This is a genomic window from Asaia lannensis NBRC 102526 (assembly GCF_024054035.1).
Classification (GTDB): Bacteria; Pseudomonadota; Alphaproteobacteria; order Acetobacterales; family Acetobacteraceae; genus Asaia; species Asaia lannensis.
This window is the reverse complement of record NZ_JAMXQU010000004.1, coordinates 177,175-194,227: the sequence shown is the minus strand read 5'-3', so window position 1 is coordinate 194,227 and position 17,053 is coordinate 177,175. Positions and strand designations below refer to the sequence as shown.

The window sequence follows — 17,053 nt, the reverse complement described above, 5'->3', positions numbered from 1 at the left end:
CTCCCTGCCCTGGAGGGAGAGGCAATACGGGACAGCTCAGGCAGCTTCGGGGTCGACCGATACCTGAAACACCATATCGAAAGCGCAGCCCGGCGCCTCAGCCGGTCCGTCTCCATCGGTGATGGCCAGTTCGACACCATGCAGCCTCAGAATGGCCATGACGAGACTGAGCCCGAGCCCGCTTCCGGGCACGTGGCGGCTTTTGTCCGACCGGTAGAAACGTCCGAGAACGGCTTCTCGTTCCGCCTCCGGAATACCGATACCGGTATCAGCCACACGCAGATGAATCACACCCGGCCCCGGAATGGCGGAAACCGTCACACGCCCACCGGATGGTGTGAATTTCATGGCGTTATCGAGCAGATTGGCCAGAACCTCGACCAGAAGATCGCGATCGCCGAAGGTGACCATCGTTTCAGATGTCCGCTCCACAGCCCGGCCCGGGCCTGTCACTGCCGAGGTGGTCGGTACCGTATTGGTCAGTTCCAGCCCGTTGGTCTCGGCAATCGGCTCATAAAGATCGACGATATCGGCCACGAGATCGCCCAGATCGACCAGCGCGAAACCCGCCCGTCGACGGCCGTTCTCGATCTCGCCAATGCGCAGAAGTGCCGTAATGACGGAAAAACACTGGTCGAGATCCATCGTCGCGCGCTCGATCACCGAATTCAGATACTCGGCATCGTGCGGACTTGACGTGGCACGCTCCAGCCTTGCCCTGACACGCGACAGGGGCGTGCGCAGATCATGGGCAATATCGTTACCCACATCGCGTATCTCATCCATCAGATATTCGAGCCGGTCGAGCATACGGTTGACCGAGCCTGCGAGACGCTCAAGCTCGTCACGCTCACGTGCCGCAGGCAGACGCTCATGCACATCGCCCTGCATGATACGGTCGATCGCCTCATGCATGGTTTTCACCCGCGCCAAGGCACGATGGCTGAGCACCACGCCAGTCAGCAGAGCAAACATGACTACAGGAAACACGGAGAGCAACGCGCCGCGCCTGATCATGAAGTGCAGTTCGGACAGAAGATGGAGCGAATGGGCCAAAACCAGAATACGGCCGCCCGGCACCTTCACGGCCAGAAAACGCATCTCGTACGGCGCATCGTCGGTTGGTGAGAGCGTCAGACGATGCACCTTGCCATCGACGGCCAGACCCTCGGGCCACGTTTTGAGGTCGCCCGCGATATGATGATAATGCCCGTCGAACAACCCGACCCAGTTGATGACGACACGCAGCTCGTTGCTGGCGCGTTCGCGCACCTGATATTCCAGCCTCTCGGGTGTTTCCTGCACCAGAACCTCGGCTTCCCGATGCAGGATGCCGCTCGACCGTTCGGCCTCGAAATGCGTCATCTGCACGAAAAGCAGAACGAACTGCAGCACCATGCCGCCGATGATGGCGGCCACGAAAGCCAGCGTCAGTCGGAATGTGGCCGTACGGAAAACGCCAAAGCGCGGATTGTCAGAGAGCGACACGCAGCATGAACCCCGATCCCCGGATACTGTGGATCAGCGGTGTTTCCCCTGCCCCATCGACCTTGCGTCTCAGCTTGCCGATATGGACGTCGACAAGATTGGTCTGCGGAATGAACCGGTAATTCCAGACATCCTCGAGCAGCATGGTGCGCGTCAGCACCTGATTGGGCCTGCGCATCAGATATTCCAGCAGACGGAACTCGCGTGGCAGCAGCTCGATATCGCGCCCCTCACGCGTAACGGTACGATCGATCAGATCCATGTCGAGCGGCCCCACACGCAGGGTGGTCGCGCGCGTGTCGTTGGGGCGCCTGAGCAGCGCCTCGATACGCGCCACAAGCTCATCCATGGCGAAAGGCTTCGTGAGATAATCGTCACCCCCCGCCTTGAGTCCCGTCACACGGTCATCGACCGCAGAAAGGGCGGAAAGCACCAGCACGGGCGAGTGAACATTCTGGTTACGCAGCTTCTCGATCACCGAAAGCCCATCGAGCAGCGGCAACATGCGGTCGAGCACCATCAGATCGAACGTCTCGCTCGTCGCAGCCTCCAGCCCGGCCTGACCGGTCGAAACATGGGAAACGGCAAAGCCGCGCGCAGCCAGTTCCTCAACCACTTCTTTCGCCAGTGTATCGTCATCCTCGACGAAAAGGATACGGGCCTTGGAAGGCGCATCGGGCAAAACAGAAGAGAGACTTTGTTCTGGTGTCATGCTGTCAGTTCTGCCTAAAGCCGCCCGGTTTCGATAGTAAATTTCGCTTAAAGCTCATCCAGTGCTTCAAGGTCGTCGTCCGGAACCTGTCCGTCAAGTCCGCGCAGCTTGCGTCCCAGAACGCGGGTACGCCGTCTCGCTTCCTCGATCGTGTTGCTCATGGCCCCCGCACCGCGCGACAGCTTCTCCAGAACGCCATCCATACGCAGCATTTCCTGACGGGTCAGACCCAGAAGCCGCGCGATGGCATCGGTACGCTCTTCCAGAGAAAGGGTTACATAACCGAGATGGACTGTGCGAAGCAGCGCGGGAATGAGAGACGGCCCCATGACGATCACGCGATGCACACGCCCGACTTCATCGATCAGCCCCGGTATGCGCGCGACCTCCATGTAGAGCCCATCGGTGGGCAGATAGAGCACGGCGAACTCGACCGTCAGCGGTGGATGGATATATTTTTCGGCAATCTTGCGCGCCTCAAGACGCACGGCATTATCGAGCGCACGGCGTGCGATACGCTCTGCGCCCTGATCGGCGCGATCCACAGCATCGATCAGACGCTCATAGGCCTCGGTCGGAAATTTGCTGTCTATAGCCAGACGGGGCGGTGTCGCGCTGCGTACCGGCATGCGCAGCGCGAACTCGACCACTTCGCCACCATCGCCGATCCGGTAATTGCTGTCGTAGGAGCCTGTGGGCAGGATATCGTCGAGTATGGCGCGCAGCTGCGCCTCTCCCCACCCGCCACGCGTTTTCACATTGCCGAAAAGACGCTTCAGATCGCCAATCTGCGCCGTGACCGCGGACACTTCGCCAATCGCCTTTTGCATCGCAGAAAACTGCTCAACCACGCGCTGGAATGAGGTCTGCATCTGCTTTTCGACGGTGACATGAAGCTGCTCGCTGACCGAGGCCCTGATCTGCACCAGCTGTTCCGCGTTTTCGCGCATCATGTCACGCAGCATCTCGGCCTGAGCGAGACGTGTCTCGGCAATTTCCTGACCGAGGCGATGGCTCAGCGTGGCGAGGCGATCGGTCACATCGCTGCGCTGCTGCTCCAGACGGGCAGATAAGGCACGCTCCATCTCCATCAACGATTTGCGCTGGAAGTCGAGCCCGCTACCGCGTTCGGCGGCCTCGCGTTCGAGCAGCACATAGATACGGGACAAAAGATCGCGGTCCGTCCCGCGGCGCGACAGGCGGGACCAGAGAAAAACTGCAACAGCCAGCGCCAGAACAGCGACCAGCCAGGGGAAAAAACTGAAGAAATCCTGAGACAAAGCGGGCTCCGTGTTCTCCCCTCTCTATAGGAACGAATCAGGAATCGGAAAAGCCGTTTCCTGCAAACCCGGCACCTTCACAAAAAGAGGTGGCGGAACGAAAAAAGCCATGGAGAAGGATCGCAGGATCTCTCTCCATGGCTCGACAAGGCAACGTTCGATCAGGCGACGGCGCCGCCGGATGTGTCGTTAGTGGATATTGCCGTAAGACGCAGCGCCTATGCCGGGGCATGAGCAGGGATTACCCAACGGCACCTGGGTCGGCATCTTGCAGGTATAGATTCCGGCCTTGCAGGTATAACCATAGCCAACCACCTGCGTGCCCGGCGGCGTAGGCCCGGGTGCCGCAGTTCCCTCGCATGCTGCGAGCAGTAAAAGACCGGCGATACCGCCAAGAACACGGGCCGATCGCCTGATGGAAGTGGGTCGCGGCATGGTTTTACCTTTCCTGTTGCAGTTCGAGCCCAGATAAACCGGGATCATATGTGTCATTCCTTAAAACGACACGGAAACAAGGCAGATTTCAGGCGGTTTCGTCACGATATTGCGCAATGACCGCCTTGCAGAAAGCCGGCAGGTCGTTGGGGTTACGCGATGTAACCAGATTGCCGTCCACCACGACTTCACGGTCCACCCAGTGTGCGCCTGCGTTGAGCAGGTCCGTATGGAGCGATGGCCAGGAGGTGAGCGTACGCCCCTTAACTCCCCCAGCCTCGATCAGTGTCCATGCCCCGTGACAGATGCTCGCAATAGGCTTGTTCTGGGCCACGAAACCACGAAGAAACGCGACCGCAGCTTCGTCGATACGCAGGGCATCTGGATTGGTGGTGCCGCCCGGAAGAACGATACCCGCAAATTCCATGTCGGCAGCTTCACCGACGCTTGCATCGACATTGAGTGTTGCGCTCGGGTGAACGTCGCCCTTCATGGCCTGGATTTCTCCCTTGTGGGGAGACACCAGCACGGTTTTCAGCCCTGCTGCTTCGAGCGCACGCCGGGGCTCGACAAGCTCGCATTCCTCGACCCCGTTCGTGGCGAGAATGGCAACACACTGGCTCATGACATACTCCTCCGATCCGATGCGCCATCGCTCCGTCATTCCGGTGTGACCCGGAAATACAGAGCCGCGTATCGGCACATGACGATTCAGCCATGACGCAGACAGTGAGCCCGGGTTCGAAAATTAACCGCGCCATTCCAGCTCCGCACCGCGGCCCGGAGCCCGGTTTCAACACTCGCGGAGACAGGACGCGGGACGGATAACGAGACGATCCGTCCTAGTGTCGCGATGCGATGGCGCGTCCCGCAGCCACACCGCTGGACCAGGCCCACTGGAAATTATACCCGCCCAGCCATCCTGTTACGTCCACGGCTTCCCCGATCGCGAACAGCCCCGGAACGTCGCGCGCTTCCATCGTTTTGGAGGAAAGGGCACGTGTGTCGATTCCGCCCTTCATGACCTCCGCCTTGGCATAGCCTTCCGTTCCCGAAAGCCTGGGTCGCCATGCCGTGATCTGTGCAGCGAGCATGGCAATACGCTTGTCCGGCAGGTTGGCCAGCGTGCAGTCGAGATCGGACAGGCTGTTGGACGCGATATGGCGGGCGAGACGCTGTGGCAGATCGGCCAGCAGCGACGCGGGCTCTGCCCGGGGCCGTGCTTTCTTGATGGCTCCAAGGACGTCGCGCGCGTCCTTGCCGGGCATCATGTCGATCAGCGGCGCATCGAGCGGGCCCTGCTGATAGGAAGATATCTGCAAGATTGCAGGGCCAGACAGACCGCGATGGGTAAACACCATTCCATCGGTAAAGCCTGTCTTACCGAAACTGGCACGCACCGGCAGCGACACACCGGCCAGATCGGGCAAGGGTGTTTCGAGGGTCAGCGGAACGAGTCCCGGCATTGGCTGAACCACATCGAGGCCGAACTGGCGCGCCAGACGCAGGGAAAGATCACTGGCCCCAAGTTTGGGGATCGACAGGCCGCCTGTTGCAAGCACGAGATTACGGCCGCGTATCTCGCCGCGATCGGTCTGCACACAGAATACGTCACCCTGGCTGACAGCCTGGATGCGCGTATCGAGATGAAGCGCACAACCTTCCGCCTCACGCAGCAGAAGGGTCACGATATCCCGGGCGGATTCCGCACAGAAAAGCTGACCCTCTGCCTTTTCCTGCCAGCCTATACCGTGACGCTCGACCAGAGCCAGAAAGTCGCGCGGGGTATAGCCGGCAAGCGCCGAGCGCATGAAATGACGATTGGCTGAAAGGAAATTCTCGGCACGCGCATCGAGATTGGTGAAATTGCAGCGGCCGCCGCCCGATATCAGGATCTTGCGGCCCGGTTCTGCCGAATGGTCGAGCACCGCCACCGATGCCCCACCCTTGCGTGCCGTGGCTGCCGCCATGAGACCGGCAGCCCCTGCCCCCAGAATGACGGCATCGTAGATAGGGTTCATTAATTGTTCCGGAAGTTCAGAAATCAAGATCGGCGTAATGCGCAGGCGGATTGAACCCGTTCACCCTGTCATTGAGCAGCGAGCGGAAGCTGGGACGTGATTTCATGCGCGCATACCAGTCCTTCGCAGCAGGTGCCTTGGACCAGTCGATATCGCCGATATAATCGAGGCAGGACAAATGGGCGGCGGCGGCAAAATCGGCCATCGAAAGCATGTTGCCCGCCAGCCACTGACGCGTCTCTGCCAGCCAGCCGATGTAATCGAGGTGAAAGCGCATATTGGCATAACCCGCACGCAGGGCCGTCCCATCGGGATTGCCGCGCCCCGCGAGACGCTTGTCGACCTTCTCTCCCAGCAGATTGCGCGATACCTCATGGCCGAACTTGCCTTCGAACCACGCCATCAGACGGCGCACCTCGACACGCTCTGCCAGGGTGCGCCCCATGAGTGGTGTGTCGGGATAGGCCTCTTCAAGGTACTCGCAGATCACCCAGGCATTCGGAATCGACAGCCCGTTTTCCTCGACGAGAAGCGGCACGTCGCCCGCCGGATTGAGCGCAAGATAATCGGGGCGGTTTTCCCAGACCTTTTCCGTCTTGGGCTCATAGGGTAACCGTTTCTCGGCGAGAACGAGCCTGACCTGACGGCTTTGCGGCGAGAGCGGCAGATGATAGAGAATGCGCATGCAGCATTCTTATCCGTCTGCCCGGTCGTGAAGCAAGAGAGCTGCATCGCTCCATCGCCCCTATTTCGACCCTGAGCCTGCAGAGCACCCCCACAAGATGACAGACCAGACGAACAGCGCCGAAACAGAGTTCGCCCCCAGTGAGGCTGCTGCCGGTCATGCGCCTGCCAGTCACGCTTCTACCAGTCACGATCCTGCCGGTCACGCTCCGGCCAATCCTGTCCCCATGCGTATCAGGGCGCGCGGACGCTCCTTTCTGGCGCTGGTGCTGTCCCCCGAAGCCCCGCTCGCGGACTGGCTGACAGGCCTTGACGCCCAGATCGCGCGTTCGGTCGGCTTTTTCGCCGGACGGCCCGTCATACTCGATCTTGGACTGGTAGCGCAGGATACCGAAGGGCTGGACGCACTTCAGGAAGCCCTGACTGCACGCGGGATCCATATGATCGGCCTTGAAGGTGCCGATCGCAGCTGGACACAGCTCGAGACCTGGGACTGGCCCGCTACGCTCGAAGGCGGACGCGCCAGCGGCGCAGTCGATTTCCCCGAAGCAGAGACCGACGCTCCTGCGCCAGAGCTGGCCATCCCGGAACGGGCCGAAAGCCTGATCGTCGATCGCGCCATACGTTCTGGACAGAGCATCATGCATCTCGATGGCGATATTATCGTCATCGGCTCGGTCGCATCGGGGGCAGAACTGATCGCCGGGGGCTCCGTGCATGTTTACGGCGCCTTGCGTGGCCGCGCCATTGCGGGCGTTGGCGGCCAGCCGGGCGCACGCATCTTTGCCAGCCGCATGCAGGCAGAACTGCTCGCCATCGATGGATTCTATATGATCGCCGAGGAAATGGAGGCAGCGCTTTACGACCAGCCTGCCCAGGCCATGCTGAGCGATGACCGGGTGAGCGTGATAAAACTGGGCTGAATGGAACTATTTGCGCCTAGCCGATTGCGGCGTGTACCCATTCGTCATTAGTATTGAAATCATTCGCATGATCACAAATGCGTCGGTATCCGTCAAAGTTCTAGTGGAGCGCACATGGCTAAGGTGCTGGTAGTCACATCCGGTAAGGGCGGGGTCGGCAAGACGACCACGACGGCAGCACTGGGTGCCGCGCTCGCTCAGTCGGGTCAGAATGTCGTGGTGATCGATTTCGACGTCGGTCTGCGAAACCTCGACCTCGTCATGGGTGCCGAGCGGCGCGTCGTGTTCGATTTCATCAATGTCGTTCAGGGCGATGCGAAGCTTGCCCAGGCGCTGATCCGCGACAAGCGCTGCGAGACCCTCTCGATCCTCCCTGCGTCGCAGACACGCGACAAGGATGCCCTGACCGCTGAAGGCGTGGCCAAGGTCATCGAAGAGCTGCGCGAAAAATTCGACTGGATCATCTGCGACAGCCCGGCCGGTATTGAGCGTGGCGCACAGATGGCCATGTATCATGCCGATGTCGCTGTCGTCGTGACCAATCCGGAAGTCAGCTCGGTACGCGACAGCGACCGCATTATCGGCATGCTCGACAGCACCACCGAAAAGGCCAAGAACGGCGAGAAGGTCGAGAAGCATCTTCTCATGACCCGCTACGACCCGTCCCGTGCCGCCAGAGGCGAGATGCTCAACACCGAGGACGTGCTCGAAATTCTGTCAATCCCGCTGCTCGGCATCATTCCCGAAAGCGAAGAAGTGCTTCGCGCATCGAATGTGGGGGCTCCCGTTACGCTGTCGAACCCGGAATCCGCTCCGGCGCGTGCCTATTTCGATGCAGCACGTCGCCTTCAGGGCGAGAAGATCGAGATCCAGGTTCCGCTTGAGCGCAAGGGCATCCTCGACTGGCTGTTCAAGAAGAGGGTCGCATGAGCCTGTTCGGTTTTCTCACGAAGCGCAACACCAGCGCTGTCGCACGCGATCGCCTCCAGATCCTGCTGGCCCATGAGCGCACGGGAAATGGCAACTCGGAACTGATCAATCAGTTACATCGTGAGATCCTCGAAGTGATCAAGCGTCATGTGGCGGTCGATCAGGACAAGGTTCAGGTCAAGCTCGATGGCGGTCTCGACGGGTGCTCGATGCTCGAAATCGATATCGAGATGCCGCAGATCGACAAGGATACACGACGCCTGTCCTGAGATAACAGGATGGCGCAAAGACTGGAGACAGGGTTTGAGCGGTTTTTTCGGTTCGATGATCAATTCTGCCCTCGGATCCGTGGGCGACAAGCTCAAGGACAAGCTGGGCGGAAGCATCGGTGAGTATCTCACCAGCGAACAGGGCATCCAGACCCTTGTCGAGCAGGCCCGCCGTGCTGGTCTGGAAGACAAGGTACGCTCGTGGATTGGCTCCGGCGAGAATCTGCCGATCACCGCTGACGAGCTTCGTGCGCTGCTCACTGACGAACAGGTCCAGATGCTCGTCTCGAAAACCGGTCTTCCGGCAGGGGCCCTGCTCCCGGCCCTCGCCCAGTTTCTGCCTGGTGTCGTCGACCATCACACGAGTGAGGGCGACCAGCCAACCACTACAGGCTGATTTCTGCCCTCGGGCAGTGCCTGCTTATCTCAACGAAAGCCGGATCGGACCCCCGATCCGGCTTTCGTCGTTTTAGCCCCCCGATTTTCCCGGCACGGCATTCAGCGGCACCCCGGGTACGACGGGGAAACGGATCAGCAGATAAGGCGGTCTGCGCCGGTTCTGCCCCTCATTGAACGATGGCAGCCGGTTCCACTGGCCCAGCGTGCAATAGATCCAGTCATGAGTCGCGCAGATACCGTCCGGAGACAGAATGCGCGAATCTCTGACCGCTATGGAAAAAGCCCCGTCGGGATCACGACGCAAAATGCAGTCATGCTCGTAATTCGTCGTGTACAGATGCCCGAGATGGTCGAAACACAGCCCGTCTGCTGTCCCCTTCTCTCCCTCATCGCGTACCTGCCCGCCAAGCGCTTCGTCATCGAGGCTCTGGTCTGCGAGGATACGGGTCGGAATACTGTACAAACGCCGGCTGGTCAGGGGAGCATAATAAAGGCGCGATTCATCCGGCAGGAGCGCAATACCGTCTGCACCACCCGACACCATCTGGGGATGATGGGGAATATAACGCCTTGGCTCACCCTCGACGATGGCCATGAAGCCCGATACGGGCTGGGTCGATGGATGATGGGCCAGAACGCGCTTCGTGCGTCCGGTCGCAATATCGGCCACAATCAGGGCAGGCTCGGTGCCGAAAGATGAGTCCGTCACGAACACGGTGCCTTTCACCCCGACAGACAGGGCGACACGCAGATCGTTCATATGGCTGTTCGCAAGCATGACCGGCGCTTCGAGCAGTATTTTATGAACGACACTGTTACTTGCCGGGTCGATGCACAGAATTTTGGCAGCCCCCTGGGGGATATCGTGACCTGCCAGCTTCCCGTCATCGATCACCCATAATCGCCCCGCGGAATCATGAGCGATACCATGGACCGACATGAGACGGTCCTCGGGCGCACGCTCCGAAGGCAGGCTCAAGGCTGCGGAGGGGTAAGGTACAACAGTGCCGTCCCTGATTTCACCAAGCGTCGCCCCGGCATGATTATCGGCGTGGCGCGGAAAACTGACGAACATCCGTCCATCGGGCAAGACCGCTACGCCCGACGGGCCCGGACCGACAAATTCGGCGACGATATCGAACGTGCCTGACGATCCAGTACCGTCATCGGCATTACCTGCCGCCTGAGTCGGACCTGCAAGACCGAGGACCGGGGCGCAGGAGGCAGCAGTGAGAAAAGACCGGCGTTTCATGAAAGCGACCTCGGCTTTATCGGAGCGAACGGGAATGAAACGCCGTCAAGCCAGATGGGCTTCGCAGTTAAACGCTCTTTTATGGAACTATCCATTCTGGAACGGGGCACCCGCGCCCCTGTCGCCTTTTTGTCACAGTCTGCAACAAGGCTTGTTACCCCCTTATTAATCAGTTGTTATGTTATATCATACGAAATAGGAACGGAGACGATTTGTTCCGCACCCAGCCTGTTGGATAGTGATGATGTCTCCCCGATCCCTGTGGTCGACCAGCCTGTTCCTGTCTTGCTCGGTCATCGCCCTGACCCTGCCCGCCCGTGCCCAGAGCGCCGACATGGCGACGACAAGTGGCGTGGCGAAAAGCACGCCCGCCGTGTCCGGATCGGATACGAAAACAACGTCTCCCGGCAGCAGCAAAAGCGCCGCTGCCAGTTCCGATTCCCAGTCGCGTACCTCGTTCGACAGTTCAGGCGATAGCAAGGACGCGGGAGTCAATGCGACTCATGAGGAGCACATCCTCGTCAATGCGCGCCTCGACGAAATACGTTCGTCGCTGCAATCCTCGACCGGTGCGACCACCTATCGTTTCACGCGTCGTGATATCGAAAACAATCCGGGCGGCGATAACGCGCCGCTCAACACCCTGCTGCTTCAGGCGCCTGGCGTCGCACAGGACAGCTTCGGCCAGATCCATGTGCGCGGCGATCATAACGAGGTACAATTCCGCCTCGATGGCGTACAGCTGCCTGAAGGGCTGAGCGTTTTCGGTCAGGCGCTCATGACACGCTTTGCCCATTCTGCCTCGCTCACCACCGGCGCGCTGCCCAGCGAATACGGTTTCCTTCAGGCCGGTGTAATCGATATCACAACCAAGAATGGTAGTGCCGATCCGGGTGGTGATGCCTCGATCTATGGTGGTGCGCGCGACTATTTCTTCCCGTCACTGCAATATGGTGGCCATGCGGGGAAATGGGATTACTTCGCAACGGGCGATTTCGTTCATAACCGGGTCGGGGTCGAAAACCCGACATCGAGCTTCAACCCGATCCATGACCTGAGCAATCAGTACCATGCGCTGGGTCACCTGCGTTACACGGCGGACGAAGACACACGTATCAGCCTGACCGGCGGCGTTTCGAACGCGCAGTATCAGCTGCCCAACAATCCGGGCCAGCAGCGTCAGTTTGCCAATCCGAGCTTTCTCGATTCCTCCCTGTCCCAGCAGGTCTATGGCAGCGTCGACAGCGCCAGCCTGAATGAGCGCCAGAAAGAAATCACCGATTTCGGCATTCTCTCCCTGCAAAAGGACATGGGCAAGGTCAGCCTGCAGAGTTCGGTCATCGCGCGCTACTCATCGCTGGGCTATTCCCCCGATCCGCTTGGCGATCTGGTCTATAACGGGATCAGCCAGCACGCCGCACGTTCTGTCTTCTCAACGGGCTCGCAAACCGATGTGACATGGCACGCCAATCGACAGCATACGGTGCGTTTCGGCTATCAGGTCTATGTGGAGCGCAATACCTCCAAGACCGATTCCATCGTCTATCAGCAGACCGGTGCCGAGGATGACGGCACGCCGATCTATGATGGATCGACCACCAATGTGCATGATGGCAGCGGTCGTACAGGCTGGATGTATGGACTGTATGCGCAGGACGAATGGCGCCCCGTGCGCAATCTCACCATCAATTACGGTCTGCGCTTCGATGGTGTGGACGAGTACACCCATTCGAAACAGGTCAGCCCGCGTATCAATATTGTCTGGCGTGCATGGCGTGGCGGTGTGCTGCATGCCGGCTATTCGCGCTATTTCACGCCGCCGCCCTTCGAACTGGTCGCCAACACGTCGCTGGGCAAATATGTCGGCACCTCGAACGAGCCCCAGACACTCCAGAACAACACGGTGAAAGCCGAGCGCGATCATTATTTCGATGCCGGCGTGACGCAGTCTCTCCTGCCGGGCTGGCACGCCTCTTTCGACGCCTATGTGAAGCTTGCCAAGAACATGATCGATGAAGGCCAGTTCGGTGCGCCGATCATTCTCTCGGCTTTCAACTACCGCCGCGGTCAGGTGAACGGCTACGAACTCTCGACCAATTACGAACATGGTCCGCTCTCGCTTTATGGCAATGCCTCATGGTCGCGCGCCATCGGCAAGGACATCACCACTGCCCAGTGGACGATGGACCCGGATGACCTCGCCTATATCCAGCATCGCTGGATCCATCTTGATCATGACCAGCGCTGGACGGCCTCGGCAGGCGGTAGCTATTCCTTCTTCTATCGCACCGGCCACCCGACACGCGTTTCGGCATCGATGGTCTATGGCAGCGGCCTGCGTGCCGATGGCACCGTCCCCAACGGGCGCTCCGTGCCGATCTACGCCACGTTCAACCTCTCTCTGGTCCAGTCCTTCCGCGACCTGTTCCAAGTGCCCTTCCTCAAGCGCACCGAACTGCGTCTCGATGTCCTGAACCTGTTCGACAAGACCTATCAGATACGCGATGGCTCCGGCATCGGCGTCGGCGCACCCCAATACGGTCTGCGCCGCACAATCCTGACCGGCATTTCGCAACGCTTCTGATCGACGCCCCGGCCAACTCAGCAAAAAGGCCGGGCCTGAAACCCCCAGCACCCGGAGGCGACCGCCCTTGACGCTACAGGTTTCAACACCGGCCCCTAGGGGCATTCCATCCTGAGGATCGCGTCAGTCGATCAGAGGATAATGGCAGGCCACATCACGCCCGGTCTCATGCCGCAAGAGCACCGGTCTTTCGCGCGCACAACGCACTTGCGCGATCGGACAGCGTGGATGAAACCGGCATCCATCGGGTGGCGAAAGAGGGCTTGGAACATCGCCCTGCAGAGGCATGGCAAGACTTTTACCGGGCTGGGGCACAGCCTCAACGAGTGCACGCGTGTAGGGGTGGAGCGGCTGCGCCAGCAGGGAGAGGGTCTCTCCCTGCTCCACGATCGATCCCAGATACATGACCGCAACGCGGTCCGAAATCTGCCTGACGACAACGAGATCATGCGAAATGAACAGGCAGGCGAGATCCATCTCGGCCTGAAGTCGCCGTAACAGGTTGACGATCTGGGCCTGAACCGAGACGTCGAGCGCGGATACCGGCTCATCCGCCACAATTACCTGAGGAGAGAGCGCAATCGCGCGCGCTATATTGAGCCTCTGGCGCTGCCCGCCCGAAAGCGCTCCCGGATAGCGATCCAGAAAACTGCCCGACAGACCGACGCGCTCCAGCAGCGCGGTCAATATCTCTGGGGAAACCTTACGGCGATGAATGCGAAAAGGTTCAGCAAGCGCGCTGCCAATCGTCCAGCGCGGGTTGAAGGACGAGCCGGAATCCTGAAAAACCATCTGGATACGACTTCGCAGGCTGCGCTGTGCACGAGGCCTGAGCCGGGCAAAATCCTGCCCGTCAAAAAGCACGTGGCCTTCGTCAGGCCTGTCGAACCCCATCATCAGGCGGCCAAGCGTGGATTTTCCACATCCCGACTCACCGACTAGCGCCAAGGTCTCGCCACGTGCCACCGTTATGGACACGCCGTCGACTGCACGCAGCGCCTTGCCGTTGCCAAGACGATAGCTGCGCGACACGTTATCGGCCTTGAGAAGATCGGTCATGGGTAAAGCACGCAGGCAACCTCATGTGCTCCCTCCCCTGATGCGCCTGCAGATACCGCCCCGGCCCTGCGCATGGCAGGGCGTGTCTGACAGGGCAACGACACATGCGGGCAACGTGGAGCAAACACGCAACCGGAGGGACGGGTCTGTGGCGATGGAGGCGACCCGTCGATCACGGGAAGGGTGTCAGGGCGCGGGCCATCAAGGGGCGGTATGGCTCGCAGCAGGGCTTGTGTGTACGGATGCAGGGGCGCAGAGAGCACGGATGCCACCGGACCTGTCTCGATCACCACGCCCCCATAGAGCACCGCGACATCCGTACAGCTTTGCGCAACGACCCCCATATCATGAGTGATGAGCATGACGCTGGCCTCTCTCTCCCCGATTTCACGCAAAAGGGTAAGGATCTGCGCCTGAACGGTGACATCGAGCGCTGTCGTCGGTTCATCGGCAATCAACAGCTCCGGTTCGCATGAAATTGCCATTGCGATCATGGCGCGCTGGCGCAATCCCCCCGATAACTCGTGCGGAAAGCGCCGGGCTGTCTGTTCCGGCGATGGAACGCCCATACGGGCAAGCAAACCGACCGCTCGGGCATGCGCCTCACGTCTCGATAGCGGAAGATGTAGCCTGATCTGCTCGACAATCTGCGCGCCTATGCGCCTTACCGGCAGAAAGGCAGTCATCGGGTCCTGAAAGATCATGGCGGCGCGTCTTCCACGAAAGCGCTGCCAGTCACGTCCGCGAAACGCGCAAAGATCCTGCCCGTCGAAATGGAGGCGACCGCTCATTTCCCCGGCGGGCTGAAGCCCGAGCACGCTGAGACCGGTCAGACTCTTGCCCGACCCGGACTCACCCACGACGCCAAGAATCTGTCCACGCCGCAGGGTAAGCGACACGCCATCGAGCAACATGCCTGCAGCAGGGTGGCGCAGTCGCACATCATGAAGCGACAGAAGGGGCTCACTCCCCATGCGATCCCCCCCCGATACGCGGGTCGAGCAGACGATACAGCCCGTCGATCAGGGCATTGGCCATGACAACAAAAAAAGCCGCATAAAGTACAGTGGCCATGATCAATGGCAGGTCGAGCGTACTGAGCCCCTGATAGGTCAGGTGACCGACACCGGGCAGGGCAAAAACGACTTCTGTCAGCAAGGCCCCACCACCAAGAAGCTGTGCAAAATCGAGGCCGAAAAGCGAGAGGGCGCTCAGACCCGAAAGGCGCAGCGCATGGCAGAACCATAATCGCCACGGCCCCACCCCTTTGGCGCGCGCGGTGCGTAGCGACTCATCCTGCATGGCCGTCAGCAGATCGGTGCGCAGGACGCGGCTATACAAGCCGATAAAAGCCACCGAAAGCGTAAGCGCTGGCAGGATGAGGGATCTGGCCCACCCCGTCACGCTGGTGCCGAGCGGAACATAACCCAGTGGGGGCACCCACCGGAACAGGAAGCTGTCGTGAAAACGGCTCTGGCTGACGAGATTGACCATCTCGCCCAGCCAGAAAACCGGAATGGAAAGCCCGATCAGAGCCAGGACTGAAACCAGTCGGTCTAGCCTCCCCCCTTGCCAGACCGCCCCGACCATGCCGAAAAACAGTGCCCCGCCAATCCAGAACACCGCTGCCCACAGAACCAGCGACAGCGTGACCGGTGCGGCATCGAATACCTCCGTCACCACATTCTGTCCGTGATTGACATAGGATGTGAGATCGCGCGAGACGAACAGATGATCCATCATCGTGAGATAACGCACGGGCAGTGACCGGTCGAAGCCGTAATCATGGCGTACGCGCTGCACGATTTCCGGGCTTGCTCCACGCCCGGCGATACGCGCGGAAGGATCCGAGCCAGGCGTCGCAAAAAACACGACGAAAACCAGAACGGAAATTCCGAACAGGACAAACAGCATTTGCCCCAGACGTGAGAAAAAGGCCTTCATCGCCTGCCTCGCACACGCAGCGCCGTCTGAACCGCATCGCCAAGTGTATTGAGCGCCAGCACAGTGATGATGATGGCCAGTCCCGGTGCAATCGCCACGACGGGGCGGCTATAGATCAGCCCCTCGCCGTCATGGATCAGACTGCCCCATGACGCCGCAGGCGCCTGCACGCCCAGACTGAGGAAAGACAAGGCGGATTCCGCCAGAAGACATAGCGCCATAATCAGCGGAACGAGAACGAGCACGGTCTCTGCCAGAGAGGGCAGGATTTCACGCAGAACGATCCTGAGGGAGGAAGCCCCAAGCCCGCGCGCCGCCAGAACGAAGCCAGCGTTCTTGAGGCTCTTGGTGCGGGCCCGTATGGGGCGCGCAGCGTAAGGCACATAAATCAGCGCAATAATGCCGATAGGCAGAAGCAGGGAATCTGCACGCAGGTGGAACGGCCCAAGTGAAAGTTCATGGCCGACAGTCACCACACTCAGGCTGATGGCAAAAAGATAGACCGGTACAGCCCAGAGAATATCGAGCAGACGCGACAGAACGAGATCGATCCAGCCACCATAGTAGCCGGCCAGCAAACCGCAGACGCTGGCAGCCACGAGGCAGAGACAGGCGGCGGTAAAAGCGATGATCAATGAGGAACGGGCACCGTAAAGCAGACGGGCTGCAATATCGCGCCCCTGTGAATCCGCCCCAAGCGCATAAGCCCCCCAGCGCCATGAAGGACCGATGGGCGAGAGACCAAGATGAAGCGGATTGTCATTGGCCTGCATGATGTCCAGCGCCACGCCATCACGCATCACGGTGCCCGCGAGATTGGACTCCATAGGGTCGACGCCGACAGCACGGGCATAGAGCGGCGCAGCCACAGCACAGAACACGAGCGTGGCCAGAACGAGCAGCGCCGCCGCCACGGCACCGCGTCCGCGCAGAAACGCACCTGCTCTCATGTCATGCTACGCGTTGCAGCACTGGCCGAGCGATAGACAGGATAGGCCGGACCGAGCCGGAACGCGCTAAACCGCAAAACCACTTCTCCCGGCATATGAAAACGTCAGAGCACGAAGCGTGGC

At 60.1% G+C, this 17,053-nt stretch carries 17 protein-coding genes; 5 read left to right on the top strand and 12 right to left on the bottom strand.

Going from position 1 to position 17,053, the window contains the following annotated elements; all coding sequences use genetic code 11:
* Window positions 1-36: 36 nt before the first annotated feature.
* From NF685_RS07655 to fzlA, 7 genes are all read right to left on the bottom strand, one after another.
* Window positions 37-1,488, bottom strand: coding sequence for a sensor histidine kinase (locus NF685_RS07655; RefSeq protein WP_252849199.1), 1,452 nt, complete (start codon window positions 1,486-1,488; stop codon window positions 37-39).
* Window positions 1,475-2,200 (bottom strand): response regulator transcription factor, encoded by a 726-nt coding sequence (locus tag NF685_RS07650; RefSeq protein WP_222546846.1) that lies wholly within the window; start codon window positions 2,198-2,200, stop codon window positions 1,475-1,477. Before NF685_RS07650 ends, NF685_RS07655 begins: the two co-directional genes overlap by 14 nt.
* A gap of 47 nt (window positions 2,201-2,247) precedes the next feature.
* Window positions 2,248-3,480 (bottom strand): DNA recombination protein RmuC, encoded by a 1,233-nt coding sequence (locus NF685_RS07645; protein ID WP_373317790.1) that lies wholly within the window; start codon window positions 3,478-3,480, stop codon window positions 2,248-2,250.
* 189 nt (window positions 3,481-3,669) lie between these two features.
* Window positions 3,670-3,915 (bottom strand): hypothetical protein, encoded by a 246-nt coding sequence (locus tag NF685_RS07640; RefSeq protein WP_222546845.1) that lies wholly within the window; start codon window positions 3,913-3,915, stop codon window positions 3,670-3,672.
* An 88-nt stretch (window positions 3,916-4,003) separates the two neighbouring features.
* Window positions 4,004-4,540, bottom strand: coding sequence for a type 1 glutamine amidotransferase domain-containing protein (locus NF685_RS07635; RefSeq protein WP_252849198.1), 537 nt, complete (start codon window positions 4,538-4,540; stop codon window positions 4,004-4,006).
* Between the two features lie 217 nt (window positions 4,541-4,757).
* Entirely contained in the window at window positions 4,758-5,936 is a 1,179-nt protein-coding gene (locus NF685_RS07630) for a BaiN/RdsA family NAD(P)/FAD-dependent oxidoreductase (RefSeq protein WP_252849197.1), read from the bottom strand.
* A gap of 16 nt (window positions 5,937-5,952) precedes the next feature.
* A complete protein-coding gene (gene fzlA / locus NF685_RS07625) occupies window positions 5,953-6,621 on the bottom strand; it encodes an FtsZ-binding protein FzlA (RefSeq protein ID WP_222546842.1) in 669 nt (222 codons plus the stop codon).
* Window positions 6,622-6,847: 226 nt separating this feature from the next.
* Here fzlA and minC point away from each other — a divergent pair, with 226 nt between their 5' ends.
* The 4 genes from minC (at window position 6,848) to NF685_RS07605 (ending at window position 9,139) form a co-directional block, all read left to right on the top strand.
* Window positions 6,848-7,543, top strand: a complete 696-nt coding sequence (gene minC / locus NF685_RS07620) for a septum site-determining protein MinC (protein WP_252849248.1) — start codon at window positions 6,848-6,850, stop codon at window positions 7,541-7,543.
* A gap of 114 nt (window positions 7,544-7,657) precedes the next feature.
* Window positions 7,658-8,473: a septum site-determining protein MinD gene (gene minD / locus NF685_RS07615; protein WP_222546841.1), complete on the top strand. Its 816-nt coding sequence runs from the start codon at window positions 7,658-7,660 to the stop codon at window positions 8,471-8,473.
* A complete protein-coding gene (gene minE / locus NF685_RS07610; protein ID WP_222546840.1) occupies window positions 8,470-8,742 on the top strand; it encodes a cell division topological specificity factor MinE in 273 nt (90 codons plus the stop codon). The genes minD and minE overlap by 4 nt, the downstream gene beginning before the upstream one ends.
* A 34-nt stretch (window positions 8,743-8,776) precedes the next feature.
* Entirely contained in the window at window positions 8,777-9,139 is a 363-nt protein-coding gene (locus NF685_RS07605; protein WP_222546839.1) for a YidB family protein, read from the top strand.
* Window positions 9,140-9,211: 72 nt separating this feature from the next.
* Here the strand turns inward: NF685_RS07605 and NF685_RS07600 are convergent, their stop codons facing one another.
* The gene (locus NF685_RS07600; RefSeq protein ID WP_252849196.1) at window positions 9,212-10,393 is read right to left on the bottom strand and encodes an L-dopachrome tautomerase-related protein; all 1,182 of its coding nucleotides are present in this window, start codon (window positions 10,391-10,393) and stop codon (window positions 9,212-9,214) included.
* A gap of 334 nt (window positions 10,394-10,727) precedes the next feature.
* Between NF685_RS07600 and NF685_RS07595 the strand changes: the two genes are divergently transcribed.
* Window positions 10,728-12,977, top strand: a complete 2,250-nt coding sequence (locus NF685_RS07595; RefSeq protein WP_373317795.1) for a TonB-dependent receptor — start codon at window positions 10,728-10,730, stop codon at window positions 12,975-12,977.
* 123 nt (window positions 12,978-13,100) lie between these two features.
* Here NF685_RS07595 and NF685_RS07590 read toward each other — a convergent pair whose 3' ends face one another.
* From NF685_RS07590 to NF685_RS07575, 4 genes are read right to left on the bottom strand one after another with little or no spacing between them, the layout of a single operon-like run.
* Window positions 13,101-14,036 carry an ABC transporter ATP-binding protein gene (locus NF685_RS07590; RefSeq protein WP_252849194.1) on the bottom strand — a complete coding sequence of 312 codons (936 nt, stop codon included), beginning with the start codon at window positions 14,034-14,036 and terminating at the stop codon, window positions 13,101-13,103.
* Entirely contained in the window at window positions 14,033-15,010 is a 978-nt protein-coding gene (locus tag NF685_RS07585) for an ABC transporter ATP-binding protein (protein ID WP_222546835.1), read from the bottom strand. The genes NF685_RS07590 and NF685_RS07585 overlap by 4 nt, the downstream gene beginning before the upstream one ends.
* The gene (locus NF685_RS07580; RefSeq protein WP_252849193.1) at window positions 15,000-15,980 is read right to left on the bottom strand and encodes an ABC transporter permease; all 981 of its coding nucleotides are present in this window, start codon (window positions 15,978-15,980) and stop codon (window positions 15,000-15,002) included. The genes NF685_RS07585 and NF685_RS07580 overlap by 11 nt, the downstream gene beginning before the upstream one ends.
* Window positions 15,977-16,930, bottom strand: coding sequence for an ABC transporter permease (locus NF685_RS07575; RefSeq protein WP_252849192.1), 954 nt, complete (start codon window positions 16,928-16,930; stop codon window positions 15,977-15,979). The genes NF685_RS07580 and NF685_RS07575 overlap by 4 nt, the downstream gene beginning before the upstream one ends.
* Window positions 16,931-17,053: the final 123 nt, after the last annotated feature.